Annotated in this window: 22 protein-coding genes and 1 tRNA gene; 18 read left to right on the forward strand and 5 right to left on the reverse strand. The window is 62.1% G+C overall.

From position 1 onward, the window contains the following. Window positions 1-34: 34 nt before the first annotated feature. From hisG to G7A66_RS05410, 8 genes are all read left to right on the forward strand, one after another. The gene (gene hisG / locus G7A66_RS05375) at window positions 35-691 is read left to right on the forward strand and encodes an ATP phosphoribosyltransferase (RefSeq protein WP_174294660.1); all 657 of its coding nucleotides are present in this window, start codon (window positions 35-37) and stop codon (window positions 689-691) included. Then, on the forward strand, window positions 691-1983 hold the full coding sequence (hisD, locus tag G7A66_RS05380; protein WP_174294661.1) for a histidinol dehydrogenase: 1293 nt from the start codon (window positions 691-693) through the stop codon (window positions 1981-1983). The genes hisG and hisD overlap by 1 nt, the downstream gene beginning before the upstream one ends. Beyond that, the gene (gene nusB, locus G7A66_RS05385; RefSeq protein ID WP_174294662.1) at window positions 1980-2537 is read left to right on the forward strand and encodes a transcription antitermination factor NusB; all 558 of its coding nucleotides are present in this window, start codon (window positions 1980-1982) and stop codon (window positions 2535-2537) included. Before hisD ends, nusB begins: the two co-directional genes overlap by 4 nt. A gap of 24 nt (window positions 2538-2561) precedes the next feature. Continuing rightward, window positions 2562-3452 (forward strand): thiamine-phosphate kinase, encoded by an 891-nt coding sequence (thiL, locus tag G7A66_RS05390; protein ID WP_174294663.1) that lies wholly within the window; start codon window positions 2562-2564, stop codon window positions 3450-3452. Window positions 3453-3566: 114 nt separating this feature from the next. Next, window positions 3567-5717: a sodium-translocating pyrophosphatase gene (locus G7A66_RS05395; protein ID WP_174294664.1), complete on the forward strand. Its 2151-nt coding sequence runs from the start codon at window positions 3567-3569 to the stop codon at window positions 5715-5717. Between the two features lie 122 nt (window positions 5718-5839). Further along, complete coding sequence (locus tag G7A66_RS05400) at window positions 5840-6988, forward strand: GNAT family N-acetyltransferase (RefSeq protein ID WP_232366659.1); 1149 nt, start codon at window positions 5840-5842, stop codon at window positions 6986-6988. Then, window positions 6985-7902, forward strand: coding sequence for a cupin-like domain-containing protein (locus tag G7A66_RS05405; RefSeq protein WP_232366660.1), 918 nt, complete (start codon window positions 6985-6987; stop codon window positions 7900-7902). Before G7A66_RS05400 ends, G7A66_RS05405 begins: the two co-directional genes overlap by 4 nt. Window positions 7903-7933: 31 nt before the next feature. Next, window positions 7934-8815 carry an acyl-CoA thioesterase gene (locus G7A66_RS05410; protein WP_174294665.1) on the forward strand — a complete coding sequence of 294 codons (882 nt, stop codon included), beginning with the start codon at window positions 7934-7936 and terminating at the stop codon, window positions 8813-8815. Window positions 8816-8842: 27 nt separating this feature from the next. On the opposite strand, the gene uvrC is transcribed toward G7A66_RS05410, so the two are convergent. Next, window positions 8843-10822: an excinuclease ABC subunit UvrC gene (uvrC, locus tag G7A66_RS05415; RefSeq protein WP_174294703.1), complete on the reverse strand. Its 1980-nt coding sequence runs from the start codon at window positions 10820-10822 to the stop codon at window positions 8843-8845. 127 nt (window positions 10823-10949) lie between these two features. Between uvrC and G7A66_RS05420 the strand changes: the two genes are divergently transcribed. Then, complete coding sequence (locus G7A66_RS05420; protein ID WP_174294666.1) at window positions 10950-12179, forward strand: BaiN/RdsA family NAD(P)/FAD-dependent oxidoreductase; 1230 nt, start codon at window positions 10950-10952, stop codon at window positions 12177-12179. Here the strand turns inward: G7A66_RS05420 and G7A66_RS05425 are convergent. Beyond that, window positions 12176-14641 carry a TonB-dependent receptor domain-containing protein gene (locus G7A66_RS05425; RefSeq protein ID WP_174294667.1) on the reverse strand — a complete coding sequence of 822 codons (2466 nt, stop codon included), beginning with the start codon at window positions 14639-14641 and terminating at the stop codon, window positions 12176-12178. The genes G7A66_RS05420 and G7A66_RS05425 overlap by 4 nt on opposite strands. A 230-nt stretch (window positions 14642-14871) precedes the next feature. Here G7A66_RS05425 and infA point away from each other — a divergent pair, with 230 nt between their 5' ends. The 6 genes from infA (at window position 14872) to G7A66_RS14605 (ending at window position 17452) form a co-directional block, all read left to right on the forward strand. Then, window positions 14872-15117, forward strand: coding sequence for a translation initiation factor IF-1 (gene infA, locus G7A66_RS05430; RefSeq protein WP_047806247.1), 246 nt, complete (start codon window positions 14872-14874; stop codon window positions 15115-15117). Window positions 15118-15132: 15 nt separating this feature from the next. Then, complete coding sequence (locus G7A66_RS05435) at window positions 15133-15720, forward strand: Maf family protein (RefSeq protein ID WP_332310496.1); 588 nt, start codon at window positions 15133-15135, stop codon at window positions 15718-15720. 5 nt (window positions 15721-15725) lie between these two features. After that, window positions 15726-16697: a ribonuclease E/G family protein gene (locus tag G7A66_RS05440; protein ID WP_174294668.1), complete on the forward strand. Its 972-nt coding sequence runs from the start codon at window positions 15726-15728 to the stop codon at window positions 16695-16697. After that, a complete protein-coding gene (locus G7A66_RS05445) occupies window positions 16694-16885 on the forward strand; it encodes a DNA gyrase inhibitor YacG (protein WP_174294669.1) in 192 nt (63 codons plus the stop codon). The genes G7A66_RS05440 and G7A66_RS05445 overlap by 4 nt, the downstream gene beginning before the upstream one ends. 119 nt (window positions 16886-17004) lie before the next feature. Beyond that, a tRNA-Phe gene (locus G7A66_RS05450) sits at window positions 17005-17080 on the forward strand. Between the two features lie 39 nt (window positions 17081-17119). Beyond that, on the forward strand, window positions 17120-17452 hold the full coding sequence (locus G7A66_RS14605; protein ID WP_408609241.1) for an Arm DNA-binding domain-containing protein: 333 nt from the start codon (window positions 17120-17122) through the stop codon (window positions 17450-17452). A gap of 451 nt (window positions 17453-17903) precedes the next feature. On the opposite strand, the gene G7A66_RS05460 is transcribed toward G7A66_RS14605, so the two are convergent. Continuing rightward, window positions 17904-18266, reverse strand: coding sequence for a DUF6894 family protein (locus G7A66_RS05460; protein WP_174294670.1), 363 nt, complete (start codon window positions 18264-18266; stop codon window positions 17904-17906). A 136-nt stretch (window positions 18267-18402) separates the two neighbouring features. On the opposite strand from G7A66_RS05460, the gene G7A66_RS05465 reads away from it, so the two are divergent. Further along, window positions 18403-19149, forward strand: coding sequence for a Crp/Fnr family transcriptional regulator (locus tag G7A66_RS05465; protein ID WP_174294671.1), 747 nt, complete (start codon window positions 18403-18405; stop codon window positions 19147-19149). 64 nt (window positions 19150-19213) lie between these two features. Here G7A66_RS05465 and G7A66_RS05470 read toward each other — a convergent pair whose 3' ends face one another. Next, on the reverse strand, window positions 19214-19486 hold the full coding sequence (locus tag G7A66_RS05470) for a hypothetical protein (protein ID WP_174294672.1): 273 nt from the start codon (window positions 19484-19486) through the stop codon (window positions 19214-19216). A gap of 176 nt (window positions 19487-19662) precedes the next feature. Between G7A66_RS05470 and G7A66_RS05475 the strand changes: the two genes are divergently transcribed. Both G7A66_RS05475 and G7A66_RS05480 read left to right on the forward strand, forming a co-directional pair. Beyond that, window positions 19663-19890 (forward strand): hypothetical protein, encoded by a 228-nt coding sequence (locus G7A66_RS05475; protein WP_174294673.1) that lies wholly within the window; start codon window positions 19663-19665, stop codon window positions 19888-19890. Between the two features lie 107 nt (window positions 19891-19997). After that, window positions 19998-20735 carry a Crp/Fnr family transcriptional regulator gene (locus G7A66_RS05480; protein ID WP_232366662.1) on the forward strand — a complete coding sequence of 246 codons (738 nt, stop codon included), beginning with the start codon at window positions 19998-20000 and terminating at the stop codon, window positions 20733-20735. Window positions 20736-20985: 250 nt separating this feature from the next. Here G7A66_RS05480 and G7A66_RS05485 read toward each other — a convergent pair. Further along, window positions 20986-21528, reverse strand: a 543-nt coding sequence (locus G7A66_RS05485; protein WP_174294675.1) for a class I SAM-dependent methyltransferase, incomplete at its 5' end; no start/stop codon positions are given.

Below are 21528 nucleotides of genomic sequence, written 5' to 3' on the forward strand. Positions count from 1 at the left end.
CCTTTTGCCGGTCGCATCCTAGATGCCGCGCATAATGCCGACATTTCTCACCTTTGCCATACCCAAGGGCCGGATCCTTGACGAAGCCCTGCCCGTGATGTCGCGCGCAGGCGTAGTCCCCGAGGATGCTTTCCACGACAAGGCGAACCGTTCGCTCAGCTTCGCCACAACGCGTGACGACATGCGCCTCATTCGCGTGCGCGCTTTCGATGTCGCTACCTTTGTCGCACATGGTGCAGCGCAGATGGGCATCGTCGGGTCCGACGTGATTGAGGAATTCGACTATTCCGACCTCTACGCCCCGGTCGATCTGGACATCGGCCATTGCCGCCTGGCGGTCGCCGAACCTGCGGAGGGTGCGGCAGCAATCGACGGGGCCAGCCATGTGCGGGTGGCGACGAAATACCCCAATATCACCCGGCGTCATTTCGAAGCCTGCGGCAAACAGGCTGAATGCGTGAAGCTGAATGGGGCGATGGAACTGGCACCCAGCCTCGGCCTTGCAGGACGGATCGTCGATCTGGTCTCGACCGGCGCGACTCTGAAGCAGAACGGGCTGGTCGAGACACGCCGCATCATGGATGTGTCCGCAAGGCTCATCGTCAATCGCGCGGCCCTGAAGACGGACCCCCGCATTGCCGAGCTGGTCAACACCTTCCGCAGCCTTGCTGACCGGCGGGACGCAGCCTGATGCAGCGCCTGTCCATCGATGATGCCGGATTCGAAGCTGCTTTTGCCCGATTGGTAAACGCCCGCCGCGACAGCGACGCCGATGTCGCGCAGGACGTTACCGACATCCTGCGACGGGTTCGCGACACCGGCGATGCGGCACTTGTCGATTATACCTTGCGCTTCGACAACCACCGGCTCGGTTCCGATGCGGACTGGCGGGTTGAGGCGGCTGAGTGCCGCGCCGCGTACGAGGGACTGTCCACTGAACTGCGAGAGGCGCTGGAACTCGCCGCTTCGCGTATTCGCGCCTATCATGAAGCTCAGTTGCCGCAGAATCGCGACTATGTCGATGACGCCGGTGTGCGGCTTGGAGCGCGGTGGCTGCCGGTCGATGCAGCCGGGCTCTACGTGCCCGGCGGACGAGCCGCTTATCCCTCGTCGCTGCTGATGAACGCCATTCCGGCGAAGGTTGCGGGTGTCGAGCGCCTTGCCGTGGTAACGCCCACGCCACGCGGCGAAGTGAACGCGCTGGTTCTTGCAGCAGCACACCTTTCCGGAGTGAACGAAATCTGGCGGATCGGCGGAGCGCAGGCGATCGGCGCGCTGGCCTACGGCACCGAGCGGATCCGCCCCGTCGACGTCATTACCGGCCCCGGCAATGCCTGGGTGGCAGAGGCGAAGCGCCAGCTTTACGGCCGCGTCGGCATCGACATGGTTGCAGGGCCGAGTGAAATCCTCGTCATTGCGGATGCGCAGAACGATCCCGATCTCATCGCCGCCGACCTCCTGAGCCAGGCCGAACACGACCCGACCGCACAATCCATACTCATCACCGACGATGCGAGTTTCGCCGCGCAGGTCGAGGATTGCATCGACCTGCAGCTCATTTCCCTGAAAACCGGCAAGACGGCGAAAGCCAGTTGGGACGATCACGGCACGATGATTGTCGTGGATCGTCTCGATCAAGCCGTACCGCTTGCCAACCGGCTGGCTGCCGAGCATGTCGAACTCGCAGTAGCCGATCCCGACGCGCTGATGCAGGGCATCAGACATGCTGGCAGCATCTTCCTTGGCCGAATGACTCCGGAAGCGGTCGGCGATTACGTTGCCGGGCCGAACCATGTCCTGCCCACCGCAAGACGTGCAGGTTTCGCCAGTGGCTTGTCGGTGCTCGATTTCATGAAGCGCACCAGCTTCATCGGGCTGGACCGCAACGCTCTCGAGGCCATCGGTCCCGCCGCTGCCGTGCTCGCCCATGCCGAAGGCCTGCCGGCCCACGCCAGATCCATAGAATTGCGACTGAAATCATGATCGACAACGAACCTCCGGGCGGACCGACCGCCTCTGAAGAAACCAGCAATGATGGCAGCACCCAGCGCAATTCGGGTCGCAAGGGCAAGCAGGCGCGTGCGCAAGCCCGCTCCGCCTCTCGGCTTGCCGCCGTGCAGGCGCTGTACCAGATGCATATGGAGAACACCGCCCTGCCCCGGCTGCTGGACGAGTTTCACCAGCATCGGCTTGGCGCGGAGATCGAGGGCGACGAATATGCCGACGCCGATACGGCGTTCTTCGACGACATTGTGCGCGGCGTGGATGCGCGGCGTGACGAAATCGACGATCTTTTGTCCGGCCGTCTCGCGCAGGGCTGGACCCTCACGCGCATGGACAAGACGATGCTGCAGATCCTGCGCGCTGGTGCCTATGAACTGGTGGCTCGGGTCGACGTGCCCAAGGCTACGGCGATCAGCGAATATGTCGATGTCGCAAAAGCGTTCTTCGACACGCGCGAGGCGAAGTTCGTCAACGGCATATTGGACGCGGTTGCAAAGCAAGTGCGTAGCGGCAGCGGAACGGCAGCCGACTAACGATGCGGACGCGTTGGGCAGCCCGTGACTGACGAAGCAGGGTTCATCGCGTCGCTGCGGGATCTGGCGACCAGCCCGGCAGCTCGCGGCTTGCTTGACGATGCGGCCGTGCTCGAATTCGGCGGCGAAGCGCTGGTCCTGACGCATGACACCATGGTGGAAGGCGTGCACTGGCTCGAAGGCCAGGACCTCGCCGATGTCGCGTGGAAGCTGGTGGCCACCAACCTCTCAGACCTCGCCGCGAAGGGAGCGGCTCCACTCGGCGTGCTGCTGGCCTACAGCCTTGCGGATGATGCCGCCAACGCCCGCTTCCGCGCAGGGCTTCAAGAAGTGGTGCAAGCCTATGACACAGCGCTACTCGGCGGCGACACGGTGTCTGCTCCCAATGGGCCACTGCACTTCGGTCTGACTGCGATCGGGCGGGCGACCTGTGACCCGGTGCCATCACGCAGCGGCGCGGCGCCGGGGGATCTGCTCTATGTCACCGGCGTCGTCGGGAGCGCCATGCTGGGCTTCGAAGCCATGCGCGATGGAACGGATGCAGAAAGCGCCGCTTATCGCCGCCCATTGCCGCTGTTGCGCGAAGGGCAGGTTCTGGCTCCGCTGGTCAGCGCCATGATGGACGTGTCCGACGGCCTGCTCCTCGATGCCAGCCGAATGGCGCGCGCCAGCGGGGTCAGCATCGCCATCCGCTCGCACGACACACCCGTGGCGGACCCTGCCCGGCGTAGCGAATGCCTGCGCTGGGGTGACGATTACCAGCTGCTGTTCACCGCACCGGCGGATCTGCAATTGCCGATCCAGGCGCATTTGATCGGCGAGGTACTTCCGGCCGGAGGAGCATCCCTGCTGCGCCTCGATGGCGAATCGCTGCAGGATGATGGATCGCTTGGCTACAGCCACGCTGGACCCTGAAATCGTCAGGCTCACCAACCCGAGCCAAGCCCCCTTGCCAGCCCGCCGCGTCCATTTATACCTGCCTGCATAAGACTGCGCGCAAGATGCGGTCGTTACAGGGAGGGAATGCAAGTGAATCTTGTCTTGATCTCGATCGTCCTCGGGCTTGTCGCTGTCGTTTACGGCTTCGTGACCAGCCGTCAGGTCCTCGGCAGCGGTGCCGGCAATGCGAAGATGCAGGAAATCGCAGGTGCCATCCAGGAAGGCGCGCAAGCCTATCTGAAGCGTCAGTATACCGCCATCTCCGTCGTCGGCGTGGTAGTCGCGGTCATCGTGTTCCTCTTCCTTGGCGCAATCAGCGCCGCCGGTTTCATTCTCGGCGCGATCCTCTCCGGAGCCGCAGGATTCATCGGCATGAACATATCGGTTCGCGCGAATGTGCGCACGGCCGCCGCCGCCCAGAGCGGGCTGCAGCAGGGCCTCACCCTCGCGTTCCGCGCCGGCGCAATCACGGGTATGCTGGTTGCCGGCCTCGCTCTGCTGGCGATTGCCGGCTTCTTTTTCGTGCTGACGGGCGGAATGGGTCTGCCTGCCAATAGCCGCGAGGTGATCGACGCATTGGTTTCGCTGGCATTCGGCGCCTCGCTCATTTCCATCTTCGCCCGTCTCGGCGGCGGCATCTTCACCAAGGCCGCCGATGTCGGCGCTGATCTCGTCGGCAAGGTCGAGGCCGGCATTCCGGAAGACGACCCACGCAATCCCGCTGTCATCGCGGACAATGTCGGTGACAATGTCGGCGATTGCGCCGGCATGGCGGCAGACCTTTTCGAAACCTATGTCGTCACCGTTGGCGCCACCATGGTGCTGACGGCACTGCTTCTGACCGGGCTCGGCGATTTGCTGGTGCCCATGATGGCGCTGCCGCTGCTGATCGGTGGAGCGTGTATCGTGACCTCGATCATCGGCACCTATTTCGTGAAGCTGGGCCGACGTCAGTCGATCATGGGGGCGATGTACAAGGGCTTCCTCGTCACGGCCATCCTGTCCATTCCCGCCATCTGGATCGCCATCTGGGCGGCACTTGGCGGCAACATGGACCTGGTGATCGGTGGCACCATGCCGAATGTCGATCTCGGGGCTCCTGTTGCAGAAGAAGGATTTGCGCAGCTTGGCAGCTTTACCGGCTGGTCGCTGTTCTGGTCATCGATGGTCGGACTGGTCATCACCGGGCTGATCATCTGGATCACCGAATATTACACCGGTACGCAGTTCCGCCCGGTGCGCTCCATCGCGAAGAGTTCCGAAACCGGGCATGGCACCAATGTCATCCAGGGGCTTGCGATCTCGCTTGAGGCTACGGCGCTGCCAACCCTCGTGATCGTGACCGGCATTGTCATCGCCTATCAACTCGCAGGGCTGATCGGCATTGCCTATGCCGCAACCGCGATGCTGGCACTGGCGGGCATGGTCGTTGCGCTCGATGCCTATGGACCGGTGACGGACAATGCCGGAGGCATCGCGGAAATGGCGGGGCTCGACGACACCGTACGCCAAAGGACGGATGCGCTGGATGCCGTCGGCAACACGACGAAGGCGGTGACCAAGGGCTATGCAATTGGTTCCGCCGGTCTTGCGGCGCTCGTACTGTTCGCGGCCTACACGACCGATCTGGCGGAATTCTTCCCGCTGCTGGATGTGGATTTCAGCCTTGAGAACCCTTACGTCATCGTCGGCCTGCTGCTGGGGGCGCTGCTGCCCTATCTGTTCGGGGCGATGGGCATGACCGCGGTAGGAAGGGCCGCAGGGGACGTGGTCAAGGATGTGCGTGACCAGTTCGCAGCCGATCCCGGCATCATGGCTGGAACCAGCCGCCCCGATTATGCTCGCACGGTCGATCTGGTTACGCGTGCTGCGATCAAGGAGATGATCGTCCCGTCGCTTCTGCCGGTTCTGGCACCGATCGTCGTCTATTTCGTCATCACGGCGGTCGCGGGCCAGCAGAATGGTTTTGCCGCTCTCGGCGCTTTGCTGCTGGGCGTGATCGTCAGCGGGTTGTTCGTCGCCCTTTCGATGACCTCGGGAGGCGGCGCATGGGACAATGCCAAGAAATATATCGAGGACGGCAATCACGGCGGCAAGGGAAGCGAGGCGCACAAGGCGGCGATCACGGGCGATACCGTGGGTGATCCCTACAAGGACACGGCCGGTCCGGCAGTGAACCCGATGATCAAGATCACCAACATTGTCGCGCTGCTGCTGCTCGCGGCACTTGCGGGGGGCTAGCGCGGTCTGCGCCGGAGGAGCCTGCATCCGCAGCCGCTTCTCCGGCGTTAACCCTTCCCTAGCGTTCTGGCGCTATGTACCAAGGGCGCAGGGGCACAGACATCATCGGGGCACCAGGATCAATGGCGACCATGCCGCTGCGGGCTGCGGATGCAGGCGAAGCCGTCGGCGTGGCGAGGACCGGCCACGCGTTCTCGGTCCTGCCCGGGTCTGACAGGGCTGATGAAGATGCCTGGCGGAGCCTCGCCGAGGCGAGTGACGAGCCGAACCCCTTCTTCGAACATTGGTATCTGCGTCCGTCACTGCGGCATGTCGCTTGCAGTGATGCCGTTCATCTCGCCATCGGACACGATGCCGGGCGGCTTTCCGGATTGCTGCCGCTGATCCGGCGACCATCCTATTACGGCTACCCTATTCCCCACCTCAGCACATGGATGCACCCCAACATCTTCTGCGGATCCCCGCTCACGCTTCCGGAAACAAGCGCGGATTTCTGGCGCTATCTGCTTGATTGGGCCGACAGCAACGCAGGATTGGCGCTGTTCCTTCATCTGCCGCTACTTGACGTGGACGGCCCGAGTTTCGCTGCCCTTCAGCGAGTTGTCCGCGACCAGGACAGACCTGCGGGCATCGTCAGGACCGAAGAAAGGGCAATGCTTCGTTCCGGCCGTTCTCCCGAAGATTATCTCTCACATGCAATGAGCAGCAAGAAACGCAAGGAACTGCGACGGCAGCACAAACGGTTGTCGGAACTCGGCGACGTTCGCTTCATTCGCTGTTCGGATGATCGCAATTTGCCTGAATGGATCGATGGGTTCCTCGATCTCGAGCAAAGCGGGTGGAAAGGAGCGGCAGGGTCCGCGCTGGCCTCCAGCAACCCGACTGCTGCACTGTTCCGTCAGGCGCTTCACGGCGCTGCGGAATGCGGGCGGCTGGAGCGGCTGTCGCTTGAACTGGATGGCAGGCCTATCGCGATGCTGGTCAACTTCATCACCGCGCCCCGCGCTTTCAGTTACAAGACCGCCTTCGATGAAGATCTCGCCCGCTTCTCCCCCGGCATGTTGCTGCAGCTGGAAAATTTAGAACTTCTTGCAAGGCCGGAAATCCGCTGGACCGATAGCTGCGCAGCGGCTGATCATTCCATGATCGAGCGGATCTGGCGCGAGAAACGGCGCATGGTGCATGTGAATGTCGGGATTGGCGGAAAACTGCGTCGTTTGCTTTTCCGAGGCATGTTACGCGCGGAAACCGGGGGGAGTTCCAAGATATGAACTTGCGATCCGCAGATGATGGTGTGCAAATCTCCTGCTCCGAGCCTGCTCGCAATTCGGCACTGCCGCTAGCGGTCTTCCCGGCCCAAGCCCGCAGCGCATTCGCGCAAAACTATCCCGAAGTGCCGCATGTGCTATCCCACAATCTGCCGCAACATGAACTGCTGACGCTGGATTCTCTCGCCGGGCTGGCCGCGCATCTGCCGGAAAGTTCCGTCGAATATAATCGCGGCGATCTGCCGCTCGGCATCGACGGTAAGCCCGCTCCAACCGGCCTGAGCATCGCAGACACCATACGGCATATCGCAACCAGCAACAGCTGGGCTGTTCTGAAGAACATCGAGCAGTCGCCCGGCTACCGCGATCTGCTGCTCGCGCTGCTGGCGGAACTGCGGCCCGCGATCGAGGCGCGCACCGGCGCGATGCTGCGGCCACAAGGCTATGTCTTCATCTCGTCGCCGAACGCGATCACGCCCTATCATTTCGATCCGGAACACAACATCCTGCTGCAACTCGTCGGCAGCAAGGTGATGACCCAGTTCCCGGCGGGCAATCCGCGTTTCGCACCTGACATTACCCACGAAGCCTATCACACCGGCGGTGCGCGCGAATTGCGCTGGAATGACGATCTTGCAGATGGTGGAACCGAGTTTGCACTGCAGGCTGGTCAGGCAGTGTACGTGCCGGTCATGGCGCCTCATTTCGTCCTAAATGGGCCGACAAGCTCCATCTCGCTGTCGATAACCTGGCGCAGCGACTGGAGCTTTGCCGAGGCGGACGCCCGGGCCTTCAATCATCGAATTCGGCGACTGGGGCTGAATCCGCGTGCACCCGGCAGGTGGCCTGCCGACAACAATTTCAAGTCGCTTGCCTGCCGCGCGCTGCGCCGCCTCTCACCAGACCAGCAGGATTGACCTGCAGGGTGCGGCGCAGCATGGATTGTTCATGACTGATCAAAGCACCAATGAAGACCTGATTTCCGACCTGCTCACATTGCTAGACGTCACACCTACCGGAGAGGACCGGTATGAAGGGCGGCGCAGGAAGGATGGAGTTGGCCGTGTATTTGGCGGACAGGTGATCGCACAGGGACTGGTCGCCGCCGAACGCAGCGTAGAGGATGACCGCGCGGTTCACTCGCTTCACGCCTATTTCCTGCGCGGCGGCAGTGAAGATCATACTGTGGATTACACGGTGGATCGCCAGTTCGACGGGCGCAGCTTTTCCAACCGGCGCATCGTCGCAGCTCAGGAAGGCCGGCCGATCCTGAACATGGCGGCATCTTTCCAGCGGTACGAGAAAGGGCTGGAACATCAGGTCGATAAACTTCCCGATGTTCCCGGCCCCGAAGAACTGACACCGATGATGGAAGAACGCGAGGCGTTGGCAGCGACCATGCCGGAGCCTGCCCGCACGATCTTCCTGCAGCCCCGCCCCATCGAGATGCGCTCCGTCGAAGGCGCGCATTGGAGCCACAAGGAACCGGCCCCGCCCCGTTCCCACAGCTGGATGCGGGCCGTGGCACCCCTGCCCGACGATCCGCGCATCCACCGCGCCGTTCTCGCCTATGCAAGCGACATGATGCTGCTGGGCACTTCCATGCTGGCGCACGGTCTTAGCTGGGCGCGCAACGAGATCGTCGGCGCCAGCCTTGATCACGCAGTATGGTTCCATGCGCCATTCCGCGCGGACGAATGGCTGCTCTACGCGACCGATAGTCCCTGGACTGCCGGCGGGCGCGGGTTCAACCGCGGACGGATATTCTCCGCCGACGGCAGGCTCGTCGCCAGCGTGGCACAGGAAGGCGTGGTGCGGAAACGCAGCTGACGCCGCACGGCATATTCCTGCCGCGCCCTATCCGTTGGGGTGGTAGAAGTCGTAAATGGCCTGCGCGACCGAAATGCTGACGCCGGGTGCACGCTGCAGATCCTGCAACGATGCCGCCCGCACCTTCCCAGCCGTACCGAAATGCAGCAGCAGAGCCCGTTTGCGGGACGGGCCGATCCCGGGGATCTCATCCAGCGGGCTGGCGCTGATAGCCCGGCTTCGCTTTGCCCGATGCGCACCGATGGCAAAGCGATGCACCTCGTCGCGCCAGCGCTGCAACTGAAACAGCACGGGTGAATTGGTCGGCAGCGTCTTCTCCCGTCCGTCGGCAAAGTGGAAGACCTCGCGCCCCTCGCGCCCGTGATCCGGGCCCTTCGCGATGGCGATCAGCGGCACGTCTTCGATGCCGAGTTCCGACAATGCATCGCGCACAGCGCTCATCTGTCCCTTGCCGCCGTCGATCAGCACCAGGTCGGGCCAGACGGTGACCCCGTCGACGCTCTGTTCCCGGTCGGGATCGTCCTTCATTGCTCGGCTGAACCGGCGTTCCATGACTTCGCGCATCATGCCGAAATCGTCATTCGTCTGCGCAGAGCGGATGTTGAACTTACGGTACTGGTTCTTGATGAAGCCTTCCGGTCCGGCGACGACCATCGCGCCGACGGCCTTGCTGCCCTGAATATGACTGTTGTCATAAATTTCGATGCGCTGCGGCACCTCTGGCAATTCAAAGAATTCGGCCACGTCGCGCAGGAGCCTCGCCTTGGTTCCGGTCTCCGCCAGCCGCCTGTCGAGAGCCTCTACTGCGTTGCGCTGGGCCTGCTGCATCAGCTTGCGGCGGTCGCCGCGCTGCGGGACGGAGATCTCCACCCGTGTGCCCGCGCTTTCGCAAAGGGCCTGCTCCAGCAATTCGCGATCCGGCAATTCGCGGTCGAGCAGGATGGTGCGCGGCGGCGGCACTTCTTCATAGAACTGCGCCAGCACGTCCGAGAGAATTTCCTCCTCCGGCACATCCGCCGTGTGCTTCGGGAAGATGGCCCTGTGCCCCCAGTTCTGACCGCCGCGCACGAAGAAGGCCTGAATGCCCACCTGGCCGCCCTTGGCCGCCAATGCGAAGACATCGGCATCGCCCACGCCTGCCGCATTGATGGCCTGACTGCCCTGAATGAAAGTCGCTGCGCGAAGCCGGTCGCGAAGCATGGCCGCACTTTCGAAATCGAGATTGGCGGCAGCTTCTGCCATCTGTTTCTCGATCTCCTGCTGCACCGCAGAGGATTTGCCGCCGAGGAATTCCTTCGCCTGCCGCACCAGATCGGCATAATCGTCCTTTCCGATGCGGTTGACGCAGGGTGCCGAGCAGCGCTTGATCTGGTAAAGCATGCATGGCCTGTCGCGGCGGCTGAAGAAGCCGTCATTGCAGGACCGAAGCAGGAACAATTTCTGAAGCGCGTTGATCGTCGTGTTCACTGATCCCGCGCTGGCGAAGGGGCCGAAATACTGGCCTTTCGCCCGGCGTGCCCCGCGATGTTTCTGGATGCGGGGGTAGTCGTGATCGGCGCGCAACAGGATGAAAGGGAAGCTCTTGTCGTCGCGCAGCAGCACATTGTAGGGCGGGCGGTAACGCTTGATAAGCTGCGCTTCCAGCAGCAGCGCCTCGGCCTCGGAATTGGTGGTGATGATCTCCATCTGCCGGGTCTGGCTGACCATGCGTTGCAGGCGGTTCGTCAGATTGGCGATGTTGGTATAATTGGCCACGCGGTTCTTCAGCGCACGCGCCTTGCCGACATACAGCACGTCGCCGCGCGCATCGATCATGCGGTACACGCCGGGTTTCGGCTTCAGCACCTTCACCGTCTCGCGGATCGCCTCCACGCCCGCCTGCAGGTCGGGCCGTTCGCTGCCGCGCACGGTATCGCTGGCGGCATTTTCGTTGAACCGCTCGGCATCGGTCCGCCCGCCATTCCTGCCGTTCTTCCTGCGATCCTTGGTCGTGGGGGTCTGCGCCATGCTGGCCAGATAGGGCCTGATGCGGCGAAAGAAAAGCGGGTCGGAACCAGTGGCGCGAGGCTTGCGCATGTGCCGTACGCGCCTATTGCGGTGGCTGCTTGACGAGCGGAACCGAAGGTAAACGAACATGAGCCGCGAATTCGATGCGATCGTCCTTGGCGGAGGAGCGGCGGGACTGATGTGCGCCGCCTTTGCAGGACAGCAGGGCCTGCGCGTGCTCGTGCTCGAGAAAGCGGAGAAAGTCGGCCGCAAGATCCTGATTTCCGGCGGCGGCCGCTGCAACTTTACCAATCTGCAGATTGCGCCCGAGCGCTACCTCTCCGCCAATCCGCATTTCGCGAAAAGTGCGCTCAGCCGCTATACGACAAGGGATTTCCTGGATCTGGTGGAGCGCTACGGCATCGCCTGGCATGAAAAGACGCTGGGCCAATTGTTCTGCGATGGCTCCGCCAGCCAGATCGTCGACATGCTGCTGGCCGAATGCGCCAAAGGCGATGTGACGGTGATGACGGGTCAGGAAATCGTCGAGGCCGGTCGCCACGGGAAAGGCTTCGCGGTGGTGACATCGGATGCCGAATACGGCGCCGGCAATCTCGTGATCGCGACCGGAGGCCCTTCCATTCCCAAGATGGGAGCCAGCGATTTCGCCTACGCTCTCGCACGCCAATTCGGCCTGAAAGTGGTTGAGCCGCGCCCCGCCCTCGTGCCGCTCACGCTGGGAGGCGAAGATATCCTGTTCCGCGAACTATCGGGTGTTTCGGCGGATGTAACCGCCCGCAGCGGTAAGACCCGCTTCCGCGAGGCCGCGCTGTTCACCCATCGCGGCCTGTCCGGCCCTTCGATCCTGCAAATCTCGTCCTACTGGAGGCACGGCGATCAGGTCGGGATCGACTTCCTCGCCGACGAGGGCGCTGACTGGCTGGTCGAGGCCAAACGCGCGCAGCCCCGCTCCTCCATCAAGAGCGAGCTACGGGGCGTGCTGCCGGAAAGGCTGGCCGCAACGCTTGCAGACCGGCTGGAACTGGACGGCGACATCGGTAACATACCCGACAAGGCGCTGCGAAGCGCCGAGGCGAAGCTGCGCGACTGGACCTTCACGCCCACCGGCACCGAAGGCTATGCGAAGGCGGAGGTGACCGCAGGCGGCGTCTCCACTGCAGAACTGTCGTCACGCACGATGGAAGCGAAGAAGCATCCCGGCCTGTATTGCATCGGCGAGGCGGTGGACGTGACCGGCTGGCTCGGCGGCTACAATTTTCAATGGGCATGGGCGAGCGGCGTCGCCGCAGCCCGCGCCATGGCCGAAGCGGCGGCGGCGCCTTCGCGCTCCCCCGCTCCGAGCGAAACTGCCAGCTAGAAGATCTTGCGCGCCTCTATCTCGATGAAGCGGCCCACCGGGTCCACGAGGAAGGGCTGATAGCGCAGCGGTACGGTATCGGTACTGTCCAAGATGCGTTGCCGCGTATCGAACAGATTATCGACGCGCAGCGACAACCTGAATCCCTTGAAAAAGCCAGGATCGCTGCCGACCAACCACTCCTGCTCTTCCACATTCATGAACAGGCGCAGATCGAATGTGGCGAGATCGCCGAAGAACAAATCGGTCGAACCCGGTAGACCGCTCCCGTTTACACTTGTGGCGGAAGCATAGTTGAGGCTGGCGCGGGCTCCCAGCCCGCGATGAAAAGCGCCTCCTTCGATCTCGAAGGCATGGCGGGGCTCACCGCCGCCCGAGATTGCATCGCCCTCCAGCAGGTCGAGAAGTGGTCCGCCCTCGGCGATCAGGACTTCGTTGCTGAACTGAATCGTGTGATAGGCGGCAATGTTGAAGCGGCCCTGCTGGTCGCGATCTCGACCGAACATCATGCCCGGACCTCCACCGCTGCCGCGTCTGCCCCGGCCCTCTCCACGCGCGCCTTCTTCACGTTCCGGCTCCCTGCCGATCCGGCCGAATAAATTGAAGCCATAGCGCAATCGATCACTGCGCTGTTCGGCAAAGGTGATCGGCCGGTTGTCGACAGCGATCAGGGCGCCGCTCTCGTCCCGCGTCACCCTTCCCGGAAAGGCTGCTTCGATCGCCGGGGTCAGGAGCGGGAAACCGGCGGTCACGTCATCCGAACGGTTGCGAAAATATTCCACGACCACATTGCTGCGCTGCAGGAAATCCACGTCGTAATTGGCGGAAAGTTTAAGGTCGCGCTGGGTTTCGGCCACCAGAAACGGGTTGCCGCCGGTGGTGATGTTGGCCAGCACCGTCTCACCATTGGCAAAATCGAAGGTCGGCACGTTGAAGGTGAGAATTGTGGGTGCACCAAGGCTGGCCAGCCCTGGCGCTGCTTCGCGCACGATATAACTTGCCTGCAGCGATAGGCTTTCGCTCGGCTCCCAGTTGAGACCGGCAGTGTAATCATACAGCGTGCCAAAGTCGGAAAGGTCGTTGATGCCGGCATTGAGGTTGAGCGTCAGGTCGCCGAGAGCGCTCAGGAAGTCCTCGCGGCGGCTGGCAATGGGAATGCCCAGATTGATGCCTGCAGAAAGGTCGGTGCGCGAAAGGTCCGCGCCGCCGCCGATGGTCCGGCTGTCGCTGCTCTGGATCGCCTGGTAATCCACTCCGGCATCCACCGTCAGCGATACTTCGCCACCCGGTATAAACAGGGGACTCCCGCGCATGGTCACGAGTGCGGAGGCATTATCCGTGTCGGTTTCGGCACGGTCAGTGCCTGCATCTGCAACGAAAGGAAGCAAGCCGTCCTTGGTCAGTTCGCCGGCGCCTACCAGATCTTGCAGGATCGACAGATTGCGGCGGCGATCGATCAGGCTGCGCGCTTCGCCGTGGCTCGCATTGGCCGTCGCAGTCAGTTCGAAATCCCCGACCGGCTTGTTGAGCGTGGTGCCCAGCGCGACTGTGGTGCTCCTGGTGTCGCGCAGCAGCGGGTTGGCATCCAGCACGCGCAGGGCCGAAAATCCGGCGCTGTCCCTCAACAGAACGGTGTCGAGGCCTGAATAGGCAAGCCCGTCCGACCTTTCAAAATTGCCATTCACCCCAATGGAACCTTCGTTCTCGCCCAGGCCGCGCGTCCAGGTGGCGCCGAGTTCCAGATTGGCATCGTCCGATACGAGGCTGCGGAAGCGTGCCGGGTCAGGATCGCCTGCGACGTTCGATATGCTCCCGGGGTTCTGAACGATTCCGCGTTCCGCCTCAGTCAGCAGGCTGGTTTCCCCAAGTTCGAGATTGACGTTCAGGCGGTCCGCGCCTGCGATCCGCAGATAGGTAAGTTCCACTTCGCTGGAAGAATACCCGCCCGAGGTCGGCTGGCCGTACTCCACTTCCACTTCGCGGCTCTGGAAATTGTCTTTCAGGATGATGTTCACGACGCGCTTGTCGGGTGCGAAGCCGTAACGGAGCGCCACTTCTTCGGGAAACACCTCTACCTTGCGGATCGCTTCGGGCGGATAGGACCGCAACTCGCGGAAACTGGAAATGCGATGTCCATTGACGAGGATGATCGGCCGCCCGCCATCGCCGCGGCCGCGTCCGGAACCTGTCTGGGGCGAGATGGCCTCCAGCAACTCGTCGATGGATCCTGCGCCATAAGCGGCAATGTCGGCCTCCTCGAACTCGGCCAGCGGCGGCTGATCCACGTTCAGCGAACCGCGAATGCGCTGCGCAGTTACGACGATCTCATTGCCTGCACCGATTTCGCCGACAGGTTCGATCGGCACATCCGCTTCCTGAGCGTTTACGGGAGCAGAGGTGACGAGCAGGAGGGCGAGGAAACTGAGGCCGGCAGGTCGGCCGCGAAAGGGGATGGGAGGCACACGAGTTCCTTATTTGCCAGCATCACTGACACTGACCGCTGATCCGCCCCCGCTTATCCGCATGTGCAATGCGCGATGCGGCCAAATGGCTCAAGCATCGAACCGTAATAAAGTGTCGCAGGCTGCACGAGCAGGCGCCGGCGATGGAGAACGTGCAAAAGCTTCCCTTTCGGCGCGTTCGCCGCTATGCGCGCGGCAATGATCATATTTACAAACGGAAACCCGGCCTGATGGCAAAAGAAGAACTCCTCGAAATGCGCGGCAAGGTGGTCGAACTTCTGCCCAACGCGATGTTCCGGGTTGAGCTTGAAAACGGCCATGAAGTTCTGGGCCACACTGCTGGCAAGATGCGCAAGAACCGCATTCGCGTGCTGGTCGGGGACGAGGTGCTCTGCGAATTGACACCCTACGATCTGACCAAGGCACGCATCACCTACCGCTTCATGCCCGGACGCGGCGGCCCCGGCCCACAGTAGAAGACGACGCTGCAAGTGGCTGACAGCGACCGGCCCGCTCGTCTCGTACTGGCCTCTGCCAGCCCGCGGCGGCGTGAATTGCTTGCCAGGATCGGCATCGAACACGCCACTGTCATCCCTGCCGACATCGACGAAACGCCGCGCAAAGCGGAGGTGCCCAACGATTACGCGGTCCGCATGGCACGCGAAAAGGCACTCGCCGTCCATTCTGACGGCGCGCATGTGCTCGGCGGGGACACGGTGGTGGCGCTGGGCCGACGCATCCTGCCCAAGGCTGAGGATGTAGCGACTGCGCGCCGCTGTCTCGAACTTCTGTCGGGTCGCCGCCACCGGGTAATCTCCGCGATCGCGCTCGCGTCACCCGATGGAACGCTGCGCCAGAAGGCAAGCGAGACTTCCGTCAGGTTCAAGCGCCTCGAGAATGCTGAAATCGATGCTTATCTCGAATTGGGCGAATGGCAGGGTAAGGCAGGTGGCTATGCCATTCAGGGCGCTGCCGAAGGGCTGATCGCGTGGATCGCCGGGTCGCATTCGGGCGTGGTCGGCTTACCTCTCTTCGAAACTCGTGCCGTGCTGAAAGCCGCCGGCTTCATCCGGCGCTGACCGGCATGGCGGAATGGCTGGTCGAGGAAGGTATCGGCGAGAGCCGGGCCATATGCCTGCAGCATGGCGAGATCGTCGCTGCCCGTCTGGACTGGCCCGGCGCACTGGTGGCGGGCCATGTCGAGGATGCGAAGCTCGTGACGCGCAGCAAGGGGGCAAGGCGCGGAACGGCCCTGTTCGCCAGTGGCGAGGAAGCTCTCGTCGACCGGTTGCCGGACGACGCTTCAGAGGGCGCGCTGCTTCGCCTTGAAGTCGTGCGTAGCTCGCTGGCTGAGAAGGGCCGTTTGAAGCGGGCACAAGCGCGCCCGACCAGCGCCCCGCTATGCCACATGCCAAGCCTCGCCGAGCGTCTGATCGCCGAAGGGGAGCAGGTGCGAATCGTTCGCCGCTTTCCCGCAAGCTGCGACTGGGAAGGCCTGTGGCAGGAGGCCCGAAGCGGAGAGGTGGTTTTCGCGGGTGGATCTCTCATCATCGCTCCGACACCGGCCATGACCCTGATTGATGTGGACGGCCCGTCGAGCGAACTCGCGACGAGAGCTATCCCGGCAATTGCCGGCGCCATCGCACGGTTCGACATTGGCGGCTCCATCGGGCTCGATTTTCCGACAATACAGGACAAGTCGGAGCGGCGAGCGATCGACCAGGCGCTGGCCGAGGCGCTGACCGATATACCGCATGAGCGCACTGCAATGAACGGTTTCGGCTTCGTGCAGATCGTCTGTCGATTGTCGCGGCCGTCGCTGCTGCAGCGCCTGCAGAGCGCGCCTGCATCCGCTGCGGCCCGGCTCCTGCTGCGTCACGCAGAGCGAGTGGAAGAGCCGGGCACCATACTCATGCGATGCAAGCCTGCGGTGGCAGACCGGATCCGCCCCGAATGGATTGAAGAGCTGCGCCGGCGAACAGGACGAAGCCTGCTCATCGAAAGGGACGCAGCGCTTGCGCTCGATGGCGGCTTCGCGCAGGCTGTGACGCCATGACAAACACACGCAATCGCCCCTGCCCGATCTGTCGCAAGCCCCGCTCTGCCGAACACGCGCCGTTCTGTTCCACGCGGTGCCGCGACCGTGATCTCGCGCAATGGTTCAACGATGGCTACACCGTTCCGGGGCCGCCCGCAGCGCCCGAAGATATTGCCGCAGAAGTCGTGGACAACAAAAGCGACTGAACCCCCTTGCCAAGCGGGCAAGGCTTCGCCATACGCCCGCACTCCAACCGTTGGAACGAGGCCCTGCCCCGCCCGACGACCTTCCGGCTCCGCTTCGAAATGGCGCTGGATAAGGTGATGCCCAAGTAGCTCAGTTGGTAGAGCATGCGACTGAAAATCGCAGTGTCGGTGGTTCGATTCCGCCCTTGGGCACCATTATTTCATTCGCTCTAGTTCGCCCAAATTCTTCACGGAATGCCTGGGGGCACGCTATCCCGAGGCTTAGTGGTCGGGATCGTTCGCGCCAGTTTGTCCCCGGCCGCACTGAATGGGGGTCAGATTGGGGGCATCCGCAAGACAGGCGGGAGGCGTGGCCCCCAAGTGGCCCTCACAGATACAGCGATCAGGAATGCCAAGCCTTGCGAGGAGCCTTTCAAGCTGAGCGATGCCGGAGGCTTGTTTCTGTCGGTGCAGCCAAGCGGCGGAAAGCTCTGGCGCCTCAAGTTTCGAATTGTCGGGCGTAAAAAGAAGCTAGCCACTGGCACCTACCCCCGGCCTGTCGCTGTCCGATGCACGGCAGCGGCTTGATGAGGCGCGGCAGCTGCTCGCTTATGGCAAGGATCCTTCGCTGGAGAAGGCGGCAGGCACGCGCCACGATCGAGACGGCCAAATTCTTCGGGCTGATTGCGTCCGAATACGCAGACAAGCGCACCCGAGATGGTCAGCGGCCCTGGGCGCCTGTCACTATTCGCAAGAACCGTTTTCCGCTCGCTCAGATCACACTGTTGATCGGGGATATACCCATCGGTGAGCGACATTCCGGTGCGGTAGTTACAAAAGAGCCCCGCATGAAGCGGGGCTCAGTCGAGAGGTTCGCATCTGCGAATCTCTCCCGGGTCGCAGGAGTGACAATCAGACACTACGCTCGTCGCCGCTATAAAATTAGTTTAAGACGCGTCGAGAATTGCGGGAGATTTAGCCAGCAGGTTCAACAGGATGAGACACAGCAGCGGGTGCTATTCTGACCTTTGATCGAGCCTCAGTCCTCGGCCGGACGCCGGATCAGCAGCACGGCATCTTCAAAGTCGAGCCGGTGGACAAGACGCCCTTCTGCATCTTCGACATCGAGGCGATAGGCCAGCTTGACCTGCCCCTCCTGCGCATCATGGGCTATGATGCCGCGGGCGTCGTTGAGCGTTGCGGCAACAACGGCATCGATGGAGGAAAGGTCGCGTCCATCGGGATCGAGAATCCTGTCCTCGCCGTCACGAAGGTGGAAGAAATAGGTCGGCACGAGAGGCTCCACGCATGTCGGGGCGGGAGCGCGAAGGTCTCTCAGTCGCCAGAAGCCCAAAGCTTTTCCGGCAATGCCCTCCTGTAGCACGGCCCTGTTCTCAAACATATGTTTTATTTGGATTTATGGCGAATGTGTCGGACTTTCCACGTGCACTCTGCTATAAGTTCTCTATCGCCAGAAACTATCAGGGCTCTGGCGGCTGAGAGTTGCGACGTGCTCCCGCCCAGGAACGGGACACATCATGACCTCTACAAACCATCCTCTCGATCTGCTCGTGCGCAATCTGGAATTGCGCGCCAGGCTGTCGCAGGAAGACCGCGACGCCATACTCGCGCTGCCCTATACGCTGCGCACGCTCGACCATCTGACCTATACCATCCGCGAAGGGGATCCCCCGCGCGAATGCGCCGTCCTCGTTTCGGGCTTCGCTTACCGGCAGAAGACCACGCAAGACGGCGCACGGCAAATTATCGCGCTGCATTTGCCGGGCGATGCGCTCGACTTTCAGAACATGTATCTCAAGGTTTCGGACCACAGCGTGCAAATGCTGACCCGCGGCGAGGTAGCGATCATCGCGCGGGAGGAACTGCAGGAGCTGGCGCAAGCACGGCCGGCGATCGGCCATGCCATATTGATCAAGACTTTGGTGGAAGCCTCCATTTTTCGTGAATGGGTGCTCAATGTCGGGCGCCGCAAGGCGCGGGAGCGGATGGCGCATGTCCTATGCGAGCTGGGCTCGCGAATGGACGCGCTCGGACTGACGCAGGAGCATGGCTACGAACTGCCGATGACGCAGGAGGAACTTGCCGATGCGCTCGGCCTCACCCCGGTGCATGTCAACCGCACGCTAAAGCTGCTCGAGGCCGAAGGTCTGATCATGCGCACACGCCGCAGCATCAGATTCCCCGATTGGGAAAGGATCCGCGAAGCTGCGGATTTCAACGAACGTTATCTGCATCTCGATCTGCAGGTGCCCTCTTCCTCCTGATGGAAGGGTGACGGCATCCATGGCAAGGCTGTCACCTGCAGTTCATCGCGATTTTGTATGATGCTCACGCCAGCAACCCGCTGACCCGTAGTGCCGTGCCCGAGCCATCAAAGTGCGCTCCCGCCCAGAGGAGAGCCTCATGCCAAGATTTTTCTTTCATCTTCATGATGGTGTCGACCAGATCCTGGACCCTGAAGGCAGGCTCATGCCGCAAGAGGCTATCGCATAAGCGGCGCTGCTGCAGGCGCGGGACTGTATTGCAGGGGACGTGATGACGGGGCGTCTGGACCTGCATTCGCGCATCGATGTGCATGATGAAGCTGACGAGATTGTTCACTCCATCAGGTTTGAAGATTCGCTCGAGATCATCCCGCCGAGATAAAGAGTTCCGACGAACCGTTCCGATGCATCGGCTGCTGGCGGGACGACGCCTGCATTCCTAACCTTCTACATAGAGCAAGCCCCTGTATGTAATAGGATCTGTTCCTCGTCAGCCAGTCCGGCTGAGTGGAGATGGCGATGCAACGACTGTTCCCCAGCGCCCTGGTTGCCTGTATCCGCGACGGGCGGCCTCCACAGGCAGATGAGCTTGCCCGGCTGAGCGAGAGATTATGGAGCGAAAGCGTCTCGCTCTGCGCCCCCGATCATTGCGGCCTCGCCGACAAATTCGCGCTTGTCGCATTCTCGGGATGCGACGCGCTGCCTGAACCGGTAAATGTTTCTTCTGGCAGGCCAATCTGACCGCAATATATATCATATTTTATGGAGACTGTTCCTTCAGGTGATTATCACATGAAGCGGCGACAGTGAGTTCGATGGTACTCCCGCCCTTGCAACGGGAGAGGAAATTGAGCGCATCGCATCCGCTGGACCTGCTGGTCCAAAGCCTCAGCCTGCGAGTCCCGCTGTCCGGCACTGCTCGCGATGCAATCCTCGCACTCCCTTTTACCTTTCGTTCGCTGGAATCCTCGACCTACATAGTGCGCGAAGGTCAGCCTCCGGAGCAATGCGGCGTTCTGGTTTCCGGCTTCGCTTACCGGCAGAAGACCACCTGCGAGGGCGCAAGGCAGATCATTGCGCTGCACCTGCCCGGCGATGCGGTGGATTTTCAGCATCTTTTCCTCAGCATATCCGACCACAGCGTCCAGATGCTTACCGCAGGCGAGGTCGCTTTCGTACCGCGAAGCGCGCTGCAGGCTCTCGTCCGCTCAGACCCCGAGGTCGCCAAAGCGATCTACACGCAAATAGCCGTAGAGGCTTCGATCTTCCGAGAATGGGTGCTCAACGTCGGCCGCCGGCAAGCCCGGGAGCGGATTGCCCATGTACTGTGCGAGTTGGGTTCCCGTCTCGATGCGCTGGGCCTGGCGAAGCGATATGGTTACGAATTGCCGCTGACGCAGGAACAGATCGGCGATGCAGTCGGGTTGACCCAGGTGCATGTGAACCGCACCCTGAAAGAGATGACGGATGAAGGCTTGATCTGCCGGGACAAGCGCAGGATCAGCTTTCCGGACTGGAGAAGAATGTGCGAGATCGCCGGCTTCAATGAGCGGTATCTGCACATGCAGCCCCAGATGGTCGGCTAGGCGATCCTCCAGAAGGCTCCCTGTGTCTGCGGCTCCACCAGCAAGAAGCCTGGCGAAGAGCTGATCCCAATTTTGCACCGGGGAACCAGATCCGATGTAAGTCATAGATTAGTCTTAAAGAAAAGCTTCTGTAGGAGATTGCAGAACGTCTACGGTGGAGGCGATCGCGGAATGGCCGCCTTCCGCATTGAAAGCGCAGAGAGCGGACAGACTGCTTACGACCCGGTAGGCGCCTCCATCGCAAGGGTTGCTACGGACGCGCCTCCAGAATCATGTTGAACGGGCCTTCGGTGGCCCTCCGCACGCTTCCGAACCCGGCTCCCGTTAGAAGCTGTGTCAGCTTCTCCTGACCTGCTTGTGCGCCAAGCGCCTCGCCGACCTCCTGTGCCAGTGAGGTTGGCACACAGATCATGGTCGAGGCATTGTAGTAGAGGCGACTGACCGGGTTGCCGATGTTCTCGCCCGGGCTGTTTCCTGCGATCGGCTCCACTATCATCCAGGAGCCGTCCTCCTTCAGCAGCTGCCGCATGTGCTCCGCGCATCCGCGCGGATCGCCCATGTCGTGCAGGCAGTCGAACATGGTGATCAGGTCGAAGTCGGTTTCCGCGATCTGCTTCGCCGGTGCTGTTTGAAAGCTGACCCTGTCACTCAGCCCGTGAGCAGCCGCGTGGGCCGTCGCCTGCTCGATTGACTGTTCGTGGAAATCGTAGCCGATGAACCGGCTGTTCGGAAAAGCTTCGGCCATGATCAAAGTGGAGAAACCGATCCCGCACCCAACATCGGCAATTTTTGC

This window comes from Alteripontixanthobacter muriae, assembly GCF_013336795.1.
Taxonomy (GTDB): domain Bacteria; phylum Pseudomonadota; class Alphaproteobacteria; order Sphingomonadales; family Sphingomonadaceae; genus Pseudopontixanthobacter; species Pseudopontixanthobacter muriae.

What these genes read in the sequence shown, in the direction of transcription:
- nusB (WP_174294662.1), top strand. Translation starts at nt 1,980, where the DNA reads ATGATCGACAACGAACCTCCGGGCGGACCGACCGCCTCTGAAGAAACC.
- hisD (WP_174294661.1), top strand. Translation starts at nt 691, where the DNA reads ATGCAGCGCCTGTCCATCGATGATGCCGGATTCGAAGCTGCTTTTGCC.
- hisG (WP_174294660.1), top strand. Translation starts at nt 35, where the DNA reads ATGCCGACATTTCTCACCTTTGCCATACCCAAGGGCCGGATCCTTGAC.
- infA (WP_047806247.1), top strand. Translation starts at nt 14,872, where the DNA reads ATGGCAAAAGAAGAACTCCTCGAAATGCGCGGCAAGGTGGTCGAACTT.
- G7A66_RS05400 (WP_232366659.1), top strand. Translation starts at nt 5,840, where the DNA reads ATGGCGACCATGCCGCTGCGGGCTGCGGATGCAGGCGAAGCCGTCGGC.
- G7A66_RS05405 (WP_232366660.1), top strand. Translation starts at nt 6,985, where the DNA reads ATGAACTTGCGATCCGCAGATGATGGTGTGCAAATCTCCTGCTCCGAG.
- G7A66_RS05475 (WP_174294673.1), top strand. Translation starts at nt 19,663, where the DNA reads ATGGCGATGCAACGACTGTTCCCCAGCGCCCTGGTTGCCTGTATCCGC.
- uvrC (WP_174294703.1), bottom strand. Translation starts at nt 10,822, where the DNA reads ATGGCGCAGACCCCCACGACCAAGGATCGCAGGAAGAACGGCAGGAAT.
- G7A66_RS14605 (WP_408609241.1), top strand. Translation starts at nt 17,120, where the DNA reads ATGCCTGGGGGCACGCTATCCCGAGGCTTAGTGGTCGGGATCGTTCGC.
- G7A66_RS05465 (WP_174294671.1), top strand. Translation starts at nt 18,403, where the DNA reads ATGACCTCTACAAACCATCCTCTCGATCTGCTCGTGCGCAATCTGGAA.
- G7A66_RS05445 (WP_174294669.1), top strand. Translation starts at nt 16,694, where the DNA reads ATGACAAACACACGCAATCGCCCCTGCCCGATCTGTCGCAAGCCCCGC.
- G7A66_RS05410 (WP_174294665.1), top strand. Translation starts at nt 7,934, where the DNA reads ATGACTGATCAAAGCACCAATGAAGACCTGATTTCCGACCTGCTCACA.
- G7A66_RS05420 (WP_174294666.1), top strand. Translation starts at nt 10,950, where the DNA reads ATGAGCCGCGAATTCGATGCGATCGTCCTTGGCGGAGGAGCGGCGGGA.
- G7A66_RS05460 (WP_174294670.1), bottom strand. Translation starts at nt 18,266, where the DNA reads ATGTTTGAGAACAGGGCCGTGCTACAGGAGGGCATTGCCGGAAAAGCT.
- G7A66_RS05440 (WP_174294668.1), top strand. Translation starts at nt 15,726, where the DNA reads ATGGCGGAATGGCTGGTCGAGGAAGGTATCGGCGAGAGCCGGGCCATA.